This is a genomic window from Paenibacillus sp. Y412MC10 (genome assembly GCF_000024685.1).
Taxonomy (GTDB): Bacteria; Bacillota; Bacilli; order Paenibacillales; family Paenibacillaceae; genus Paenibacillus_AQ; species Paenibacillus_AQ lautus_A.
This window is the reverse complement of record NC_013406.1, coordinates 1,840,001-1,855,653: the sequence shown is the minus strand read 5'-3', so window position 1 is coordinate 1,855,653 and position 15,653 is coordinate 1,840,001. Positions and strand designations below refer to the sequence as shown.

Here is a 15,653-nt window from a genome sequence, read left to right as displayed (position 1 = left end):
TTCACTTGTATAGGATCTTCTGATATCTGGACTGCAAACGCCCTTCAGCGGTTTAATTAAATTTCGATTTTATCTTTGCTTGGCTTCGGCGAATTCGGTTTATTGCTCACATTGCGGCCTTTAAGAAGGAGCCACAACGGACTTGCGATAAAGATCGAAGAGTACGCGCCGAATGCCAAACCGATACAAATGGCCAGCGAGAACATCTGGATCGACTCGCCGCCCAAGAGGAGCATGAAGAATGCAGCGATGAATACGGACAAGGCCGTATAGATCGAGCGCCCGATCGTCTGCGACAAACTTTTGTTAACCAGATCCTTGAGATCCGAGACCCTCTTAATCTTCGCAAACCGCAGGTTTTCCCGGATACGGTCAAAGATAACGATGGTATCGTTGATCGAATAACCAATGATGGTCAGGACGGCGATGATGAATGTCAGGTCCACCTCTAATCCAAGGATGGAGAAGATACTGATGACAACGAAGGCATCATGCAGGAGCGCTACGATCGCTGCAATCGCAAACCGCCATTCAAAGCGAATGCTGACATAGATGATAATCCCGATACAGGAAATCAATACGGCATAAATTGCGTTTCGTCCCAGCTCTTTGGCCATCTCGGGGTCAACCGTATTAATTTCGAAGGTTGCCTTCTCGTCCAGCTTCTCGATGCCGGAACGAAGCTTCTGATCCTGATCCTCGGTCAGCACCTCGCTGAATCGGATGTTGACGCGGTCATTACCCGGAGTAACGCTCGCATCCTCCCCGATTCCGGCATCCTCTAATACGGTATTGATTTGCTCCGTAGTCAACGGTTTGGAGAGTGAAATGTCCACGTTCGAGCCGGATTGGAAATCAACTCCATAGTTAAGACCGCGAGTCAGGAGAAAAACTAAGCCCAAAATCGTAATTACAATGGATAGTACGTAGAAAATTCTGCTTTTGCCTACGAAATCGAAGTTCTTAAAGCTCACGAATGTCACGCTCCTTTACGCCATAATGGCTCGGTTTGCGGGCCCAACCGATATTCACAAGCAGATTGAGCAGGAAACGGGAGAAATAAACGTTCGTGGCAATACTAACGATGATCTCCAAAATCAATACAAGGGCAAAACCTTTTACCGCACCGGTACCGAATCCGAACATGACAGCGGCAACGAGAATCGTCGTCAAGTTGGAGTCCATAATGGCGCGCAGGGAGGATTTACCGCCTGATTTCACTGCAGATGGCACGCTTTTGCCTGTCTTGATCTCTTCCCGAATGCGTTCATAGGTGATAATGTTGGCATCCACCGCCATACCAATACCTAATATAAATGCCGCAATGCCTGGAAGCGTCAACGTAAAGTCAGCCCATACGAAAATAAGGATCAGCAGCCATGTGTGCAAAATAAGTGCGAAACTTGCCAGCAAGCCCGGTACGCGATATCGGATAATCATGAACAGCAAAATCGCGACGGAAGCGATCAGACCGGCTTCTAAAGTTTTTGTAAGAGATTGCATGCCAAGCGTAGCCCCTACGCTCTGCGAATATTTCTCGACCAGCTTCAGCGGCAGGGCGCCGAGATTGATCGTATCCCGGATCTGTTTCGCTTCATCCAGCGAGTAGTTCCCTGTAATTTGCGCGGTACCGTCCGTTAATACGGCTCGTACCGTCGGAGCTGACAGCAATTGGTCGTCCATGAAGATAGCCAGCTCTTGACCGAGAAGACGTTCTGTAATTTCAGCAAACTTCCCTTTGTCCTTCACTTTAATATCTATCATAGGCTGATTAAGCTGGTCATAGGCTACCGATGCGCCGTTCTCGACGAAATCGTCGCCGCGGAGCTCTATTTTACAGAACTCCTCGCCTTCTTTACAGCCGTCATTGCTTCGGAATGTGAGGTTCGCAGGTTCTTTCATTGTTTTTCGAACTTCGGCCTCATCCGTTACGCCCGCCACCTTCAAGCGAATCCGATTCGCCCCTTCCGGCGTAACCTCAGGCTCCGATGTTCCCATCGCATCCGCACGCTTTTGCAAGCTCTTTGCGGTTTCCTGCAGCGCTTCTTTGGTAACCTGCTGCCCTTCCATCAACGGTTCTGCTTCATAAAGGATTTCGAATCCACCCTTTAGATCCAAACCTAGACGGACGTCTTTCAGCAAGCCTGGAGTTGTAACGGCCATTAAAATAGTGATCACGAGCACGGTTCCGACGAAACTGATAATTCTCTTCATGCCGTCCCTTGTTCCCCCTTTTTACTCAATATTCCTATTATAGCGATGTCATAAAACCCAGTCAATTTATCAAAATTTGTCGGGCTTATGGATGAACCCTTATATCCGCAAGGCAAAAGGGACCTCTTCGATTAATCGAAAGAAGATCCCTTATATGCTGATATTGTCATATAGTTCATCAAAGCTGTTGCTTTCAAGGACAGAATGTCATTGACCAATTGGTGGAGGGACGGAACGCCTTCCTTTTCGTACTTGCTGCTGACACAGTTCCAAATATCGTTGCTCGTCACGTACTCGTACCCAATCAAATGCATTTCCTCAACCTTGCTCAAGCATACCATCTCAATGGTGCTCATCAATTCTTCCTCGCTCATTTGCTCGAGTTCCATGCATATGGCCTCCTCACTGACTCCCTGTTGTCCCTAAGTTACATTCGACATGACATATGGCTTTCCTTCTATTCCTACCATGTCCAGAAAAAAAAGTAAAGTCATCAGATGGGACAGGTAGGGCATATCCATAAGAATAGCCATGTCGTGTCAACGTATTCAGCCTTAACCAGGGAGTGGGATGGACAGTGAACAAGCAATCGTTTATTAAAGGAACGCTGATTTTACTTGCAGCCGGCATATTAAACCGCCTACTCGGTTTTATTCCCCGGATCGCCCTTCCCCGGATCATCGGACCTGAGGGTGTCGGAATTTACCAATTGGGGTACCCCTTCTTTATCGTGCTCGTGACCATCATCACGGGCGGTATTCCGCTAGCTATTGCCAAAATGGTCGCCGAAGCGGAAGGTGCCGGGAAGCCTGATGCTTCCAAGCAAATTCTGCATGTCAGCCTGATGCTGACGATTACGGCAGGAGCCCTCTTCACTGGACTCAGCCTGCTGCTTGCTCCTTGGGTAACCGGCGTGCTTTTGCCGGACGAGCGTGTATATCAAACCTTCATCAGCATGACGCCCATGATGATCATCATTGCCGTTTCGTCGGTCTACCGGGGATATTTCCAGGGCAAACAAAATATGATCCCCTCTGCAAGTTCCTCCGTTATCGAGACGATAGTCCGAATTATATGCATGTTGTGGTTTGCGCATCTCCTGATGCCCAAAGGCATCGCTTACGGGGCAGCCGGGGCCATGCTTGGAACAGCCGTGGGCGAGCTGATTGGCATGATTGCGCTGCTGCTGCAATATTCCGGCGAGGGCCGAAGAACGAACAAACTTTTACCTAAGCCGCAAGAAGCCGTATCTGAAAAAAAAGCGCCGGACTCTTCTTCGAATAAAGGCATCCTGAAGCGGTTATTCGGCATTGCATTGCCTGTAACGGGCGGAAAGATGGTAGGGTCCTTCTCCTACCTGCTGGAAACGATACTGACCAATCGCAGCCTCGCCATGGCAGGTATCGCGACATCCGTGGCCACCGCCCAATACGGCGCTCTGCAAGGCATGATCATCCCGCTCCTGCTATTGCCCGGTGCGTTGACCGTTTCCCTGGCCATCTCCCTGGTGCCTTCCCTATCGGAGGCAGCGGCCCGCAACGACCGGCCTACCATCCATAAGCGAATGAATCAATCCCTTCGGCTGGCTCTTGTCTCGGGAGCTCCGTTTGCCATCATTATGTTTGTCCTGGCTGAGCCGCTGTGCCTGCTGCTCTACGACAACGCCGAGATTAGCGATATGCTCAAAATCATGGCGCCCTTTGCCTTGTTTCTGTATGTGCAGTCCCCGCTTCAAGCTGCCTTGCAAGCATTGGACCGCCCGGGACGGGCATTGTTGAATACCTTATTCGGTGCGATCATCAAGATGAGCCTTATCGTATATTTGGCATCCAACCCCGCCTTCGGCATCAAGGGGGCCGTCATTGCCATCATCGTAAACAGCATCGCGGTTACATTGCTTCACGGTTTTAGTCTCTCCAAGCTGATCGGCTTTCGCTTCCGCCTGCTCGATTATGTCAAAATCGCTGCCGTCATGATCATTATGGGTGCCTGCGTTCTTTACGGGTATAGACATCTTCCGTTCTCGACGACCCCCTGGCTGCAGTTTTGGACCTCGATCGTTGTTGGCATTCTGGTCTATTTCATCATGATTTTCATGACCAAGCTGGTAACGCCCCGGGATCTGGAACGCGTCCCTGTCGTCGGTACCTGGTTCAACAAGTTTAGCCGCCGCTAGTCCCTGTCTTTGCGGTCGATGTAAATACGTCCTTTATGGTCGATGGAGCATAGGAAGATATCTTTAAAATCCTTGGCTCCGTGGTTTTGAATCTCGTTTTTCAGCCAGAACCTTGTTTTTTCAATTAGTTCAAGGTTTTCGTCCTGCACCTTTCCATCCAATATAAGCGGAATGGGCAGTCCTTCGTACGTAATTTTATCGTATGGAATATCAACAACGGTAGGGTTTCCTGTTTCGGATTTGGCCTTGGATAAAGCACCTGAAGAATGAGTGGAGCTTGAGGCGTTTGAAGAACTTGATGAACTATTCGAGCGGTTCGAACCGTTATCCGCATCTTTTGGAATAACGGTGAGCTGGCCGGAAGTTTCGAGAATCGCAAATTCCACGTCTGCCAAACTGTCGATGTCCTTTCCCCTTAATTGCTGCATCAGATCATCCAGATTGTAGCGAAGCTTTGACATCTCTTTGCGGTGAAGCTTGCCTCGGGATACCAGTATGCTGGGTTTTCCGTCCGCAAACAGCCGGATGCTTCGATTTTTCAGGCCGATGTAGGCAAGTCCTACCTGAATGGCAACCAACACGGCGATAGGAGCTAGTCCGTCCCAAATCGGTTTATGGACATCTTCGAGGACAAAAACGGCAATCTCTGCGATCATGACGGATATGACCAAATCGAAGATAGACAGCTTTCCGATTTCCCGTTTGCCCATGATTCTCATGGTAACAAAGATGACCACATACATCAGAACGGTCCGCAGAATCAGAATAGTCATATGAGACATAAACAATCCCTCCCTAGCTTGTCGAACATTCTCATGTACAGCTATTCTGGCCTGCCGCAGGTCTTCCCATTCGATTACAATTGATTAATTAATGGTAATCCTGCAAAACCCGATGCAAAATGTTCAGTTTGTACTATATGTACAGGCTTGGCCATACAATGGAATTATCAAGATTTGTTAAGGGGGATGATTCATGGAACCGATCCGGCGAGTATTCACTTTCAGGATCACTAATCCGATTCTTTCAGGACTCTTGTATTCTTATTTCTGGATGTTTCTTGGCGCATTGGCGCTATCCCTGCTGCTGTGGGGCAGCGGACTGGCCGAGGATGATTTATCGTTCTACACGTTTCTGGTACATGCCGTCGCGGCCTTTATTGGGGGCTGTGTGAGCGGCAAACGCGCAGGTAACAAAGGCTGGTATTATGGCTGCCTGACCGGGCTGGTATATGGGATTACGCTGCTCGTCATCGGCTTTCTAGCCTTGGATAGTTCCTTGTCACTCGGAGATTTGACGCTGATTGCCACGGTTTTTGCTGCCGGCGCCATCGGGGGAATGTTTGGGGTTAACTTAAAAAAATAAAACCTTGCAACGACTTTGGTGCACTTCACGCTCAGTGATAAAAAAACAAAGGCCGATTCCTAAAAGGAGTCGGCCTTTGTTTATAGCGATGACTTTCCATATGTAGGTGAAACGAGATTATGCATCCGTATTCACGCTATGGCTTACCGAGTTGCGGTCGAACGTCAACTTCGTTACGTCGTTCACTTTCAAAACCACGATGTCGTCGGTAATCTCCACGATCGTCCCGTGAAGGCCTCCGATCGTTACCACTTTATCGCCTTTGGACAAGGCGCTAAGCATTGCGTTTCTTGTTTTCTGTTTCTTCTGCTGTGGACGGATAAGCAGAAAATAAAAGATGACGAACATCAGAACGAAAGGCAAAATCAATCCCAAAATGCCTCCGCCCTGACCTTGCGCTGCTGCGAGTTCAAATGAACCAAACATTTCTTTCCCCCCTTTCACAAACTTATCATGATGGCCATGATCTTGCTTTAGAACCCTTTTTCATTATCGTGTAGGCCGTACTTATCAAAAAACTCATCGCGGAAATCAAGCAGACGGTCTTCCATAATACTCTGACGCACGCCCCGCATCAAATTGATCAGGAAATGCAGATTATGATACGTCGTCAATCGCAGTCCGAACGTTTCGTCGCTCTTGATCAGATGGCGCAGATAAGCACGCGAGTAGTTACGGCAGGTATAGCAGTCGCATTCCGGATCCAGCGGTCCGTAATCCCTGGCATATTGAGCATTTCGAACGACAAGACGGCCTTGACTTGTCATCGTTGTCCCGTTGCGGGCGATCCGCGTCGGAAGCACGCAATCGAACATGTCCACACCACGAATCGAGCCCTCGATCAACGCATCCGGTGATCCGACTCCCATCAAATAGCGAGGCTTATTGTTCGGCAGCAGGGGTACCGTGTAATCCAGCACTTCATACATTAGCTGCTTCGATTCTCCCACACTAAGTCCACCAATAGCATAACCCGGGAAATCCATGGAAGTCAAATCACGGGCGCTCTGACGGCGAAGATCCTCATGCATGCCTCCCTGCACGATGGCGAACAGGGCTTGGTCTTCCGGTCTGGCATGACTCTTCAGGCAGCGTTCAGCCCAGCGGGAAGTCCGCTCGGTGGATTGTTTGACGTATTCATACTCCGCAGGATAAGGCGGGCATTCATCAAAGGCCATCATAATATCAGATCCCAGCGCGTTCTGAATCTCCATTGCGACCTCCGGAGAGATGAACAGTTTATCTCCGTTCAGATGCGAACGGAAATGTACGCCTTCTTCCGATATTTTTCTCATTTCCGCCAGGCTGAATACCTGGAAACCGCCGCTATCGGTCAAAATCGGCCGGTCCCAGTTCATGAATTTGTGCAGTCCGCCTGCTTCCTTCACAATATCATGTCCCGGTCGCAGGAAGAGGTGATAGGTGTTGCTCAAAATAATGTGGGCATCCATCGCTTTAAGCTCTTCCGGGCTCATCGTTTTTACGGTTGCCAACGTTCCTACAGGCATGAATGTCGGCGTATCGATCACGCCGTGGGGGGTGTGCACTCTGCCGAGCCTGGCGCCCGATTGTTTGCACGTTTTAATATGTTCATAAGTAACAGCTGCTGCCATGGTGATAACCAACCTCCGAATTAATAGATAAACATCGCGTCGCCAAAGCTGAAGAAACGGTATTCTTTGTCTACGGCTTCCTTGTACGCATGCATGATGTGTTCGCGTCCGGCCAGTGCGCTGACCAGCATGACCAGCGTGGATTTCGGCAGATGAAAATTCGTAATCAGCGCATCCACCACTGTAAAAGAGTATCCCGGATAAATGAAAATGCTTGTCCAGCCGCTGCTCTCGTGCAGAGGCTCGCCCTTTAACTGTGAGCCTACCGTCTCCAGCGTTCTGCAGGAGGTAGTCCCTACGGCGATAACCCGGCCGCCGCGCCGCTTCGTTTCGTTTAGCAGGTCTGCCGTTTCCTGGGATAGGGAATAGTACTCTTCATGCATGACATGGTCCTCGACCTGGTCCACGGACATCGGGCGGAAAGTTCCCAGTCCCACATGTAATGTAATAAAAGCGATGTCGACTCCCTTGGCACGTATTTGTTCCAGGAGAGCCTCCGTGAAATGAAGGCCGGCCGTCGGCGCGGCTGCGGATCCTTCATGCTTCGCGTATACGGTCTGATAACGATCGCGATCATCCAGCTTTTCCTTAATATAAGGCGGGAGTGGCATTTGGCCCAGTTCATCCAGGATTTCTTGGAAAATTCCCTTATACGAGAAGGACAAGGTGCGAGCACCCATCTCTCCTTCCTCCTCAATGACCGCCTTTAGTTTCCCGTCGCCAAAGGAAATCACGTTTCCCTTTTTCAGCTTCTTGCCGGGTTTTACGAGTGCTTCCCAGCGATCTTCTCCCATATTCTTCAGCAGAAGGACCTCGGCTTTCGCGCCTGTATCCTCCTTTTCGCCGAACAATCGGGCCGGGATTACCTTCGTATCGTTTAATACGAGCGTATCGCCCGGATTCAGGCTGTCTATGATATCCGCAAACGTCTGGTGGCTGATCTGTCCGCTCTTTTTGTTAAGCGTGAGAAGCCTGGAAGAACTTCGATCCAGAAGCGGCGTCTGCGCAATTAAGTGTTCGGGTAATTCAAAATCATACAAATCCACATTCATGTCGGTCAGTCCTTCGTTATAGTCGTGTTGCGGTAATAGTGTTGGAGTATCTGCTTATAATCATACCCTTCGTCAGCCATTCCTTTGGCACCCCATTGCGACATGCCCAGTCCGTGGCCGAAGCCTTTACCGGTAAATTTAAAGCCCGGAGAGCTTTCGATTACGCGTGCTGTCCCCGTTCCATTCATCACCACGGTACCGGAGCCTTTGACGTTTCCGTTTCCGCTTCCGGAAATGACGGATACCGTTTGACCGCTCGAAACCGTTGATACCGCACCATTCGCGCTCAATACAGTATAACTTCCGGTCGATTCAATATCAAACAAAGTGCTTGGCAGACCGTTAAAAGCCGACCGGAACATATCCGGATATTTTACGTCCAGAACTTGACCGTTGGCTTTCACCGTAAGAGCCCGCCCCGATGGGCCTCGTTCCGTTACATCCAGCGAAGTGATGGAGGCCGGTAGGCTATTGGCGGTTTTTCCTTTTAAAGTGGCCAGCAATTGATCCGAAGTATAAGGCCCACGAACCCATTCGAAGCTGTTGGATTCCGCGACTTTGTCCAGGACGACGGCCGTTTCTCCCGGATTCATCTTGCTTACGGGCTCAACGTTCGATTGGATCAGCGGCAGCGGACGCACGTTGGTATCCTTCGCGGTAACGGTCATATAAGGAAGCCCTGCCGATGTTGCATTGCCGGTTTCCTTTACATTATCCTCACGCACGTAACCCGTAACGCCACTCGGAAGAAGCACATGATACCAAGCTTTAAGCGCGGCCTGGGATGAGGAGTCGCCAGGGCTTTCCACCGCAGCAAACAGATCGTTACGGTTGCCCCAGACCTCGGTGGAGTCCGCCGTCATCCCGCCGCTGTTGGAGGAAAACACGGTTTCCACGATTTTGCCGTCTTTCATGACGACTTCGCCGTCGGTTGCATCCACTGCCTGAATAATGCTTGGATACTCATAAGCCGTCCCATAGTAGGCCTGGCTCAGCGTGGTGTCCACGACATGCGCTACTTCGAACTTATTTCCTTGGAAGAGCGCATAGCTGCGCGCTGCCACGGCCTGTGCCTTCAGAGCCTCGGTTCCCCAAGAAGACGGCACCTCCGCCCCCACGACGGAATAAAGGTACTGCTGGAACGGCAATTCGTTGACGAGGTATAATTGACCGCTCTTTTGCCCGATCTCCAAAGCGCCCCGATAGGAGCGATCGGATCGCTCCTTCACATTCGTTCCCGCTCCTGATTTCCCGTCAACCCGCAGAACGGATTGATTACCTGACAGCATGTAATGCGTCACCTCTTGGGGAGCCGCCAGATTCAGGCTTACGTCACTTCTTATGATAAGACCCGGCGTGTTGGCGTTCTGTTCAACCAGGCCGCCGGATACTTTGGCAGCTTCTTTCTTGACGGCAGCGAGATCGGCTGTGTTCGCCGCTTCGCCTACCCACACCTCATAAGCCGAAGTTTCCCCGGACGGCACCATAACATTGAATGCATCCAGACCGGCATCGGCGTACGCCTTACGCACGGTCTCGGCCTCTGTCTCCGATCCGTACGATCCGGCAGACAGATGCAGCGCGCCTTTAACGGCTGGCGTTTGCCCATTCAAATATGCAGCCGCTGTCTTCGCTGTACGCGCAGCCGCATCCGCGGCCGCTTTTTCTGTACCGTACATGCCGGCGTACAGCTTGTACACCTTGCCATCCGCAAACAGCATCGGTTTGTCACTTGTCGCCTGCAGCTTTTTCGCTGCTTCCGAAGCGGCTTTCCAATCCGTTGTCTCAAGCACCTTAACGCGGTATGTATCCACGCTCATCCGGACCTGCTGGTTCGCAGGGATACTCATCAGAGTCTGATGAATACTGGAGGCAAGCAGCGATGCGGTCAGAGCCTCGGCGGATTTCAGCGTCACGGCATTCGTCGTCGATTTATACTGGCTTCCCAGATCCAGGAACATCGCAACCCGAATCGTATCTAACGAAGGGGCGGCTGCTTGCACGGCGGGCGCGCTCCATAAGCTTCCGGCAACAGCCAGCGACAAGAGTCCTTTGGTGGTCCAACCGAATAATGATTTCGTCCAGTTCCTATCCATGTATGTCTTTCCTCCTGTAACTAATAGGATATGGTATATGGCATAAATGTCATGATTCCTTCAGCTAGCGGCGATCCTCCGGAAAGGGAATGCCTAAATGCTGATAAGCTGTAGGCGTAACGACGCGTCCCCGCGGCGTACGCTGCAAATAACCGATCTGTAGAAGATACGGTTCATAAACATCCTCTATGGTTTGGCTTTCTTCCCCGATGGTTGCGGCAATGGTATCCAGTCCCACAGGTCCCCCGCGGAAGCTCTTGATCATGGCGTTCAGCATTTTGTGATCGATAAAATCCAGGCCCATCGGATCGATTTGGAGCATCTTCAGCGCTTCCTGCGCGATGCTTGGCGTGATCATGCCGTCGCCCCGAACCTGCGCATAATCGCGTACCCGCTTCAACAGGCGGTTCGCAATGCGCGGTGTCCCCCGAGATCTTAGGGCAATCTCTTCTGCAGCCTCTCCCAATATCTCGATCCCCAAAAGATCGGCATTGCGTGACACAATGTAGCTCAGCTCATCTACCGTATAGAATTCCAGACGGCTTACCACACCAAAACGGTCCCTCAGCGGCGCTGAGAGCAGGCCAGCCCGGGTTGTCGCGCCAATTAGGGTGAACGGCGGGAGATCCAGGCGAACGGAGCGTGCGCTTGGCCCTTTCCCGATCATAATATCCAGCGCAAAATCCTCCATGGCCGGATACATCACTTCCTCCACCGTCCGGTGCAGCCGGTGGATCTCGTCAATAAACAGGACGTCTCCTTCCTGCAGATTGGTCAAAAGCGCCGCCAGATCGCCAGGCCGTTCGATGGCCGGGCCGGACGTCGTCCGCAGATTAACGCCAAGCTCATTGGCGATAATATTGGCCAGCGTCGTTTTGCCTAGTCCCGGAGGACCGTACAGCAGCACGTGGTCAAGCGCCTCGTTGCGCATTTTTGCAGCCTCGATATATACCTTCAAATTTTCCTTTACTTGATTCTGTCCTATATATTCAGCCAAATAACGAGGACGCAGACTAAGTTCGACAGCCTGTTCGTCCATCATCAGATTGGCAGAAATAATTCGATCATCCATCTATATAACTCCTCTCTTGCAGCGATGCTCTATCTATCCAGCGAATAGCTGCTGCAGTGCCCGTTTCATGAGCACATCGACGGATTCGCCGCTTGCGCCGGAATCCTTGATCTTCAGCCAGACTTTATCCAGCTCGCTATCCGTATAACCAAGCGCCTTCAGGCCCTCGCGAGCCTCGGACCATGCCGAGCCGCCATCATCCGCTTCCGGCTCCTGGATGGCAAAAAGACCGGTCATCATGCTCGCATTCCCGAAGCCCTCAAGCTTATCCTTAAGATCCAAAATCATGCGCTGCGCTGTTTTCTTGCCGATTCCCGGAAGTTTGATCAAGAAGGATATATTCTCTTGATAGATCGCGGAAACCACATGATCCGGAGATCCTCCGCCGAGTATGCCGAGCGCCACGCGCGGGCCGATTCCCGAGACCTCGATCAGCTTACGGAACAGCTTCTGCTCCTCACGCGTCGGAAACCCAAACAGCAGAATGGCATCCTCACGAACGTGATGATGGGTGAAGACCGTCACGGTTCCTTCCGTTTTGGCAAAAGCATACGGATTCGGACAAAACACCCGGTATCCTACGCCTTGAACATCCAGCACAATATATTCACTCTCTAAGTGGACAACCTGTCCCCGTAAAAAATCGATCATTTTCGCAATACCTCATTTAATTTGGAATTAAGTGTGTAGGAATGGGCGTGGCAGATTGCCACGGCTAGAGCATCCGCCACATCGTCGGGCTTTGGGATGCTCTGAAGCTTCAGGAACATCCTGACCATTTCCTGTACCTGCTTCTTCTCCGCCTTGCCATAGCCGACGATGGCCTGCTTAACCTGCATAGGCGTATATTCTGCAATCGGGAGTCCGCGCTGGACCGCCGCCAGTATGAGAACTCCTCTCGCCTGGGATACGGACATCGCGGTGGTGACGTTGCGGTTAAAAAACAATTTCTCGAACGCAACGGCCTCCGGCTCATATTTATCGATAAGCTGCAGCATGCCTTCATACACGTGATGCAGCCTCTCTTCATCCGGTGTATGGGCTTCCGTCTGGATGCAGCCATACTGGACCGGCGTGACTTTGCTTCCAACCTTATCGACAAACCCGAAGCCCACAATCGCAATCCCCGGGTCGATTCCTAATATGCGCAAACCAATCTCTCCTCTGATGAAGCGAACATATGTATCGTTCTCCCATTATAACAAAAGTTCGGCCTCAATTGAGGAAAAACTTTGATCCCATAAGCCACAGTTCTATATCTTCCCTGACGGCACCGCCGATGGAACGGCTAAACACCAAAAAACCGCCCGGAAAAATTCCGGGCAGCTGCGGCTTTGGTGATGAAGCGACAAGCATGGATGTTTCAAGGGCTAGGGCTCATGACATTTTCGGCCATATCCCGTGCATAGTCGCTAAAGGTTGACAGTACACTGTTGTACTCTTCCATATCTTGAATTCGAATACCTTCTTCAAGCTGCTGAATCACGTCTTTAGGCAAAGAGGATTCCATCGAGCCGACATCCAGTTGGAAGAAGGTGCGCATGACCTTCTCTTCTTCCGGCGGGCCGTCAAACAACGTTAAGTTCCCGTTGGCATCGATGCTCATATAGGCTTGCCGCTTGCAGGCGGGTGAAAGGTCGGATACGGTTTGCTCGAGCCAGACATTCCCTTTATTATCCAACCGTCCCTGCCATAAAGGATTTTTATTCATCAGTTCATAAATGCCGTCCGCCGTAAGCTTTCCCATATCCTGCTCTTCAATGCCGCAGACATACGTGATGCGGACATGAACATGCTTCTTTCCCTTCGAGGTATTCAGCTTCTGCATGAATTCCCTCTGATCCTGCCTGCGTTCCTCCTGCTTATCATCCTCGATTTGCAGGTATTGCATCGTTTCAACAGCCAGCGGCGTTTCATCGAAAGTAGCGGTGAGCAGCCTCTTCATCTGATCGGTTATATTCTGGCCGGACCATACCATGACACCTACGAGCACTACGATCGAACAAGACCAAATCGCGCGTCTCCAACGTCTCCACCGTTTTCTGAACAGTTTCTTGAAGAAATGAAAAACACTCAAGGTTATCCCCTTCTATTCAATGTTTTTCATATTGTGACCGGGATGCTGTCAAAATATTCAGTTCCGCTCTTGCCGTTGGCATCATTTCTATCCATAACAAAGAAAGACCGCCTTCAGATATACTGAAAGCGATCTTTCGGTTTGAATCGGGATGACACGATTTGAACATGCGACCCCCTGGTCCCAAACCAGGTGCTCTACCAAGCTGAGCTACATCCCGTTAATTAATGCCGGTGAAGGGACTCGAACCCCCACGGTTTCCCTCACGATTTTGAGTCGCGCGCGTCTGCCAATTCCGCCACACCGGCACAAAGAAATTTCATAAGTTAAGCATCTGATTGTAAAAATGGCACGCCCTGAGAGATTCGAACTCCCGACCTTTTGATTCGTAGTCAAACGCTCTATCCAGCTGAGCTAAGGGCGCAAAATGGAGCGGACGACGGGAATCGAACCCGCGACCCTCGCCTTGGCAAGGCGATGCTCTACCGCTGAGCCACGTCCGCAAATATGATATGTATTCCGTTTCCAGCTCTCTTGGTAAAGATGGTGAGCCATGAAGGACTCGAACCTTCGACACCCTGATTAAAAGTCAGGTGCTCTACCAACTGAGCTAATGGCTCTTATTACTAAGAGTTAAAGAATGGCGGAACTGACGGGATACTCTCACTACGTTCGAGACTGCGAAGTCTATGCTAACGAAGCTAAGCTCCGACGAACCCAATATGGATTCTCATCCCTGAAGCTAATAAGAATGGCGGAACTGACGGGATTCGAACCCGCGATCTCCTGCGTGACAGGCAGGCATGTTAGGCCTCTACACCACAGTTCCAAGAGGCATTATCGCAATTGCGATATAAATTGGTTGCGGGGGCAGGATTTGAACCTACGACCTTCGGGTTATGAGCCCGACGAGCTACCGAACTGCTCCACCCCGCGTCATTAAAAGGGTTGCTTATATGGGGTCCCCGAAAAGTAATCGGAATTACCTGCGAAGCGTGAGCTTCACTTTATGGGGATGAAATATGGTGGAGGCTGAGGGGATCGAACCCCCGACCCTCTGCTTGTAAGGCAGATGCTCTCCCAGCTGAGCTAAGCCTCCATCTGGATTGTTACATGCGTTAAAGAAAGTGGTGACCCGTAGGGGATTCGAACCCCTGTTACCTCCGTGAAAGGGAGGTGTCTTAACCCCTTGACCAACGGGCCGTATATAAAGTCCTTGCTGGCGGAGAGAGAGGGATTCGAACCCTCGAGACGCTTTTGGCGCCTACACGATTTCCAATCGTGCTCCTTCGGCCAACTCGGACACCTCTCCGTATGGCTCCCCGAACAGGACTCGAACCTGTGACAACTCGATTAACAGTCGAGTGCTCTACCAACTGAGCTATCAGGGAATATGTACCGCTTGGCGACGTCCTACTCTCCCGGGACCCTTCGGTCCAAGTACCATCGGCGCTGGAAGGCTTAACGGTCGTGTTCGGTATGGGAACGCGTGGAACCCTTCCGCCATCGCCACCAAACGTATATTCAGGATACGGCATCGCCAAATGCCGTGACCATCCTCCTTGCAAGCATAGCTTGTACACTTACAATTCAGTTTTGATCACCTGAAAACTAGATACGAAACGATATTTGCGTTGATTAGAATCCGTAGCATTTACCCGATGTGGTATCGGGGTCCCCGAAAAGTATTCAGCGTTGCTTCAAAGCTTCGCTTTTTGGGGTGTTTTTGGATAAGCCCTCGACCGATTAGTATTGGTCAGCTCCATGCATTGCTGCACTTCCACCTCCAACCTATCTACCTCGTCGTCTTCAAGGGGTCTTACGAATTGGGAAATCTCATCTTGAGGGGGGCTTCACGCTTAGATGCTTTCAGCGCTTATCCCGTCCGTACGTAGCTACCCAGCCATGCTCCTGGCGGAACAACTGGTGCACCAGCGGTACGTCCATCCCGGTCCTCTCGTACTAAGGACAGCTCCTCTCAAATTTCC

The 15,653-nt window shown here is 50.9% G+C and carries 14 protein-coding genes, 11 tRNA genes and 2 rRNA genes (1 of these 27 cut by a window edge); 2 read left to right on the top strand and 25 right to left on the bottom strand.

All coding sequences use genetic code 11. The annotated features are described in order from the left end of the window. Positions 1-56 precede the first annotated feature (56 nt). From secF to GYMC10_RS07875, 3 genes are all read right to left on the bottom strand, one after another. Positions 57-974: a protein translocase subunit SecF gene (gene secF / locus GYMC10_RS07885; RefSeq protein WP_049788676.1), complete on the bottom strand. Its 918-nt coding sequence runs from the start codon at positions 972-974 to the stop codon at positions 57-59. Further along, entirely contained in the window at positions 964-2,214 is a 1,251-nt protein-coding gene (gene secD / locus GYMC10_RS07880) for a protein translocase subunit SecD (protein ID WP_009592810.1), read from the bottom strand. The genes secF and secD overlap by 11 nt, the downstream gene beginning before the upstream one ends. Before the next feature lie 131 nt (positions 2,215-2,345). Next, positions 2,346-2,603 (bottom strand): post-transcriptional regulator, encoded by a 258-nt coding sequence (locus tag GYMC10_RS07875; RefSeq protein ID WP_015734041.1) that lies wholly within the window; start codon positions 2,601-2,603, stop codon positions 2,346-2,348. A gap of 188 nt (positions 2,604-2,791) precedes the next feature. Between GYMC10_RS07875 and spoVB the strand changes: the two genes are divergently transcribed. After that, positions 2,792-4,390 carry a stage V sporulation protein B gene (spoVB, locus tag GYMC10_RS07870; protein WP_015734040.1) on the top strand — a complete coding sequence of 533 codons (1,599 nt, stop codon included), beginning with the start codon at positions 2,792-2,794 and terminating at the stop codon, positions 4,388-4,390. Here the strand turns inward: spoVB and GYMC10_RS07865 are convergent. Then, on the bottom strand, positions 4,387-5,172 hold the full coding sequence (locus GYMC10_RS07865) for a DUF421 domain-containing protein (protein WP_015734039.1): 786 nt from the start codon (positions 5,170-5,172) through the stop codon (positions 4,387-4,389). The two genes, spoVB and GYMC10_RS07865, sit on opposite strands and share 4 nt — an antisense overlap. 193 nt (positions 5,173-5,365) lie before the next feature. Here GYMC10_RS07865 and GYMC10_RS07860 point away from each other — a divergent pair, with 193 nt between their 5' ends. Next, positions 5,366-5,755 (top strand): TIGR04086 family membrane protein, encoded by a 390-nt coding sequence (locus tag GYMC10_RS07860; RefSeq protein ID WP_015734038.1) that lies wholly within the window; start codon positions 5,366-5,368, stop codon positions 5,753-5,755. Between the two features lie 117 nt (positions 5,756-5,872). On the opposite strand, the gene yajC is transcribed toward GYMC10_RS07860, so the two are convergent. The 21 genes from yajC to GYMC10_RS07755 form a co-directional block, all read right to left on the bottom strand. Further along, the gene (yajC, locus tag GYMC10_RS07855) at positions 5,873-6,181 is read right to left on the bottom strand and encodes a preprotein translocase subunit YajC (RefSeq protein WP_015734037.1); all 309 of its coding nucleotides are present in this window, start codon (positions 6,179-6,181) and stop codon (positions 5,873-5,875) included. Between the two features lie 47 nt (positions 6,182-6,228). Then, complete coding sequence (tgt, locus tag GYMC10_RS07850; RefSeq protein WP_015734036.1) at positions 6,229-7,368, bottom strand: tRNA guanosine(34) transglycosylase Tgt; 1,140 nt, start codon at positions 7,366-7,368, stop codon at positions 6,229-6,231. 20 nt (positions 7,369-7,388) lie between these two features. After that, positions 7,389-8,420 carry a tRNA preQ1(34) S-adenosylmethionine ribosyltransferase-isomerase QueA gene (gene queA / locus GYMC10_RS07845; RefSeq protein ID WP_015734035.1) on the bottom strand — a complete coding sequence of 344 codons (1,032 nt, stop codon included), beginning with the start codon at positions 8,418-8,420 and terminating at the stop codon, positions 7,389-7,391. 5 nt (positions 8,421-8,425) lie between these two features. Then, entirely contained in the window at positions 8,426-10,516 is a 2,091-nt protein-coding gene (locus GYMC10_RS07840) for a SpoIID/LytB domain-containing protein (protein ID WP_015734034.1), read from the bottom strand. A gap of 64 nt (positions 10,517-10,580) precedes the next feature. Beyond that, the gene (gene ruvB, locus GYMC10_RS07835; protein ID WP_009592741.1) at positions 10,581-11,588 is read right to left on the bottom strand and encodes a Holliday junction branch migration DNA helicase RuvB; all 1,008 of its coding nucleotides are present in this window, start codon (positions 11,586-11,588) and stop codon (positions 10,581-10,583) included. A gap of 33 nt (positions 11,589-11,621) precedes the next feature. Then, on the bottom strand, positions 11,622-12,239 hold the full coding sequence (gene ruvA / locus GYMC10_RS07830; protein WP_015734033.1) for a Holliday junction branch migration protein RuvA: 618 nt from the start codon (positions 12,237-12,239) through the stop codon (positions 11,622-11,624). Continuing rightward, positions 12,236-12,739, bottom strand: a complete 504-nt coding sequence (gene ruvC, locus GYMC10_RS07825) for a crossover junction endodeoxyribonuclease RuvC (RefSeq protein WP_009592782.1) — start codon at positions 12,737-12,739, stop codon at positions 12,236-12,238. The genes ruvA and ruvC overlap by 4 nt, the downstream gene beginning before the upstream one ends. Positions 12,740-12,951: 212 nt before the next feature. Then, positions 12,952-13,665: a BofC C-terminal domain-containing protein gene (locus GYMC10_RS07820; RefSeq protein WP_015734032.1), complete on the bottom strand. Its 714-nt coding sequence runs from the start codon at positions 13,663-13,665 to the stop codon at positions 12,952-12,954. A 146-nt stretch (positions 13,666-13,811) separates the two neighbouring features. Then, positions 13,812-13,885 (bottom strand) — tRNA-Pro (locus GYMC10_RS07815). 8 nt (positions 13,886-13,893) lie between these two features. Next, a tRNA-Leu gene (locus GYMC10_RS07810) sits at positions 13,894-13,973 on the bottom strand. Between the two features lie 39 nt (positions 13,974-14,012). Then, a tRNA-Arg gene (locus GYMC10_RS07805) sits at positions 14,013-14,089 on the bottom strand. A 4-nt stretch (positions 14,090-14,093) separates the two neighbouring features. Beyond that, positions 14,094-14,168: transfer RNA gene (locus GYMC10_RS07800), tRNA-Gly, on the bottom strand. 41 nt (positions 14,169-14,209) lie between these two features. Further along, positions 14,210-14,285, bottom strand: a tRNA-Lys gene (locus GYMC10_RS07795). A gap of 132 nt (positions 14,286-14,417) precedes the next feature. Continuing rightward, positions 14,418-14,494: transfer RNA gene (locus GYMC10_RS07790), tRNA-Asp, on the bottom strand. A 30-nt stretch (positions 14,495-14,524) separates the two neighbouring features. Next, positions 14,525-14,601, bottom strand: a tRNA-Met gene (locus GYMC10_RS07785). Positions 14,602-14,688: 87 nt separating this feature from the next. Next, positions 14,689-14,764 (bottom strand) — tRNA-Val (locus GYMC10_RS07780). A gap of 29 nt (positions 14,765-14,793) precedes the next feature. Continuing rightward, positions 14,794-14,868 (bottom strand) — tRNA-Glu (locus tag GYMC10_RS07775). A gap of 17 nt (positions 14,869-14,885) precedes the next feature. Continuing rightward, positions 14,886-14,977, bottom strand: a tRNA-Ser gene (locus GYMC10_RS07770). 3 nt (positions 14,978-14,980) lie between these two features. After that, positions 14,981-15,056: transfer RNA gene (locus tag GYMC10_RS07765), tRNA-Asn, on the bottom strand. A 9-nt stretch (positions 15,057-15,065) separates the two neighbouring features. Beyond that, positions 15,066-15,182, bottom strand: a 5S ribosomal RNA gene (gene rrf, locus GYMC10_RS07760). 209 nt (positions 15,183-15,391) lie between these two features. Continuing rightward, a 23S ribosomal RNA gene (locus GYMC10_RS07755) occupies positions 15,392-15,653 on the bottom strand (it continues 2,665 nt past the right edge of the window).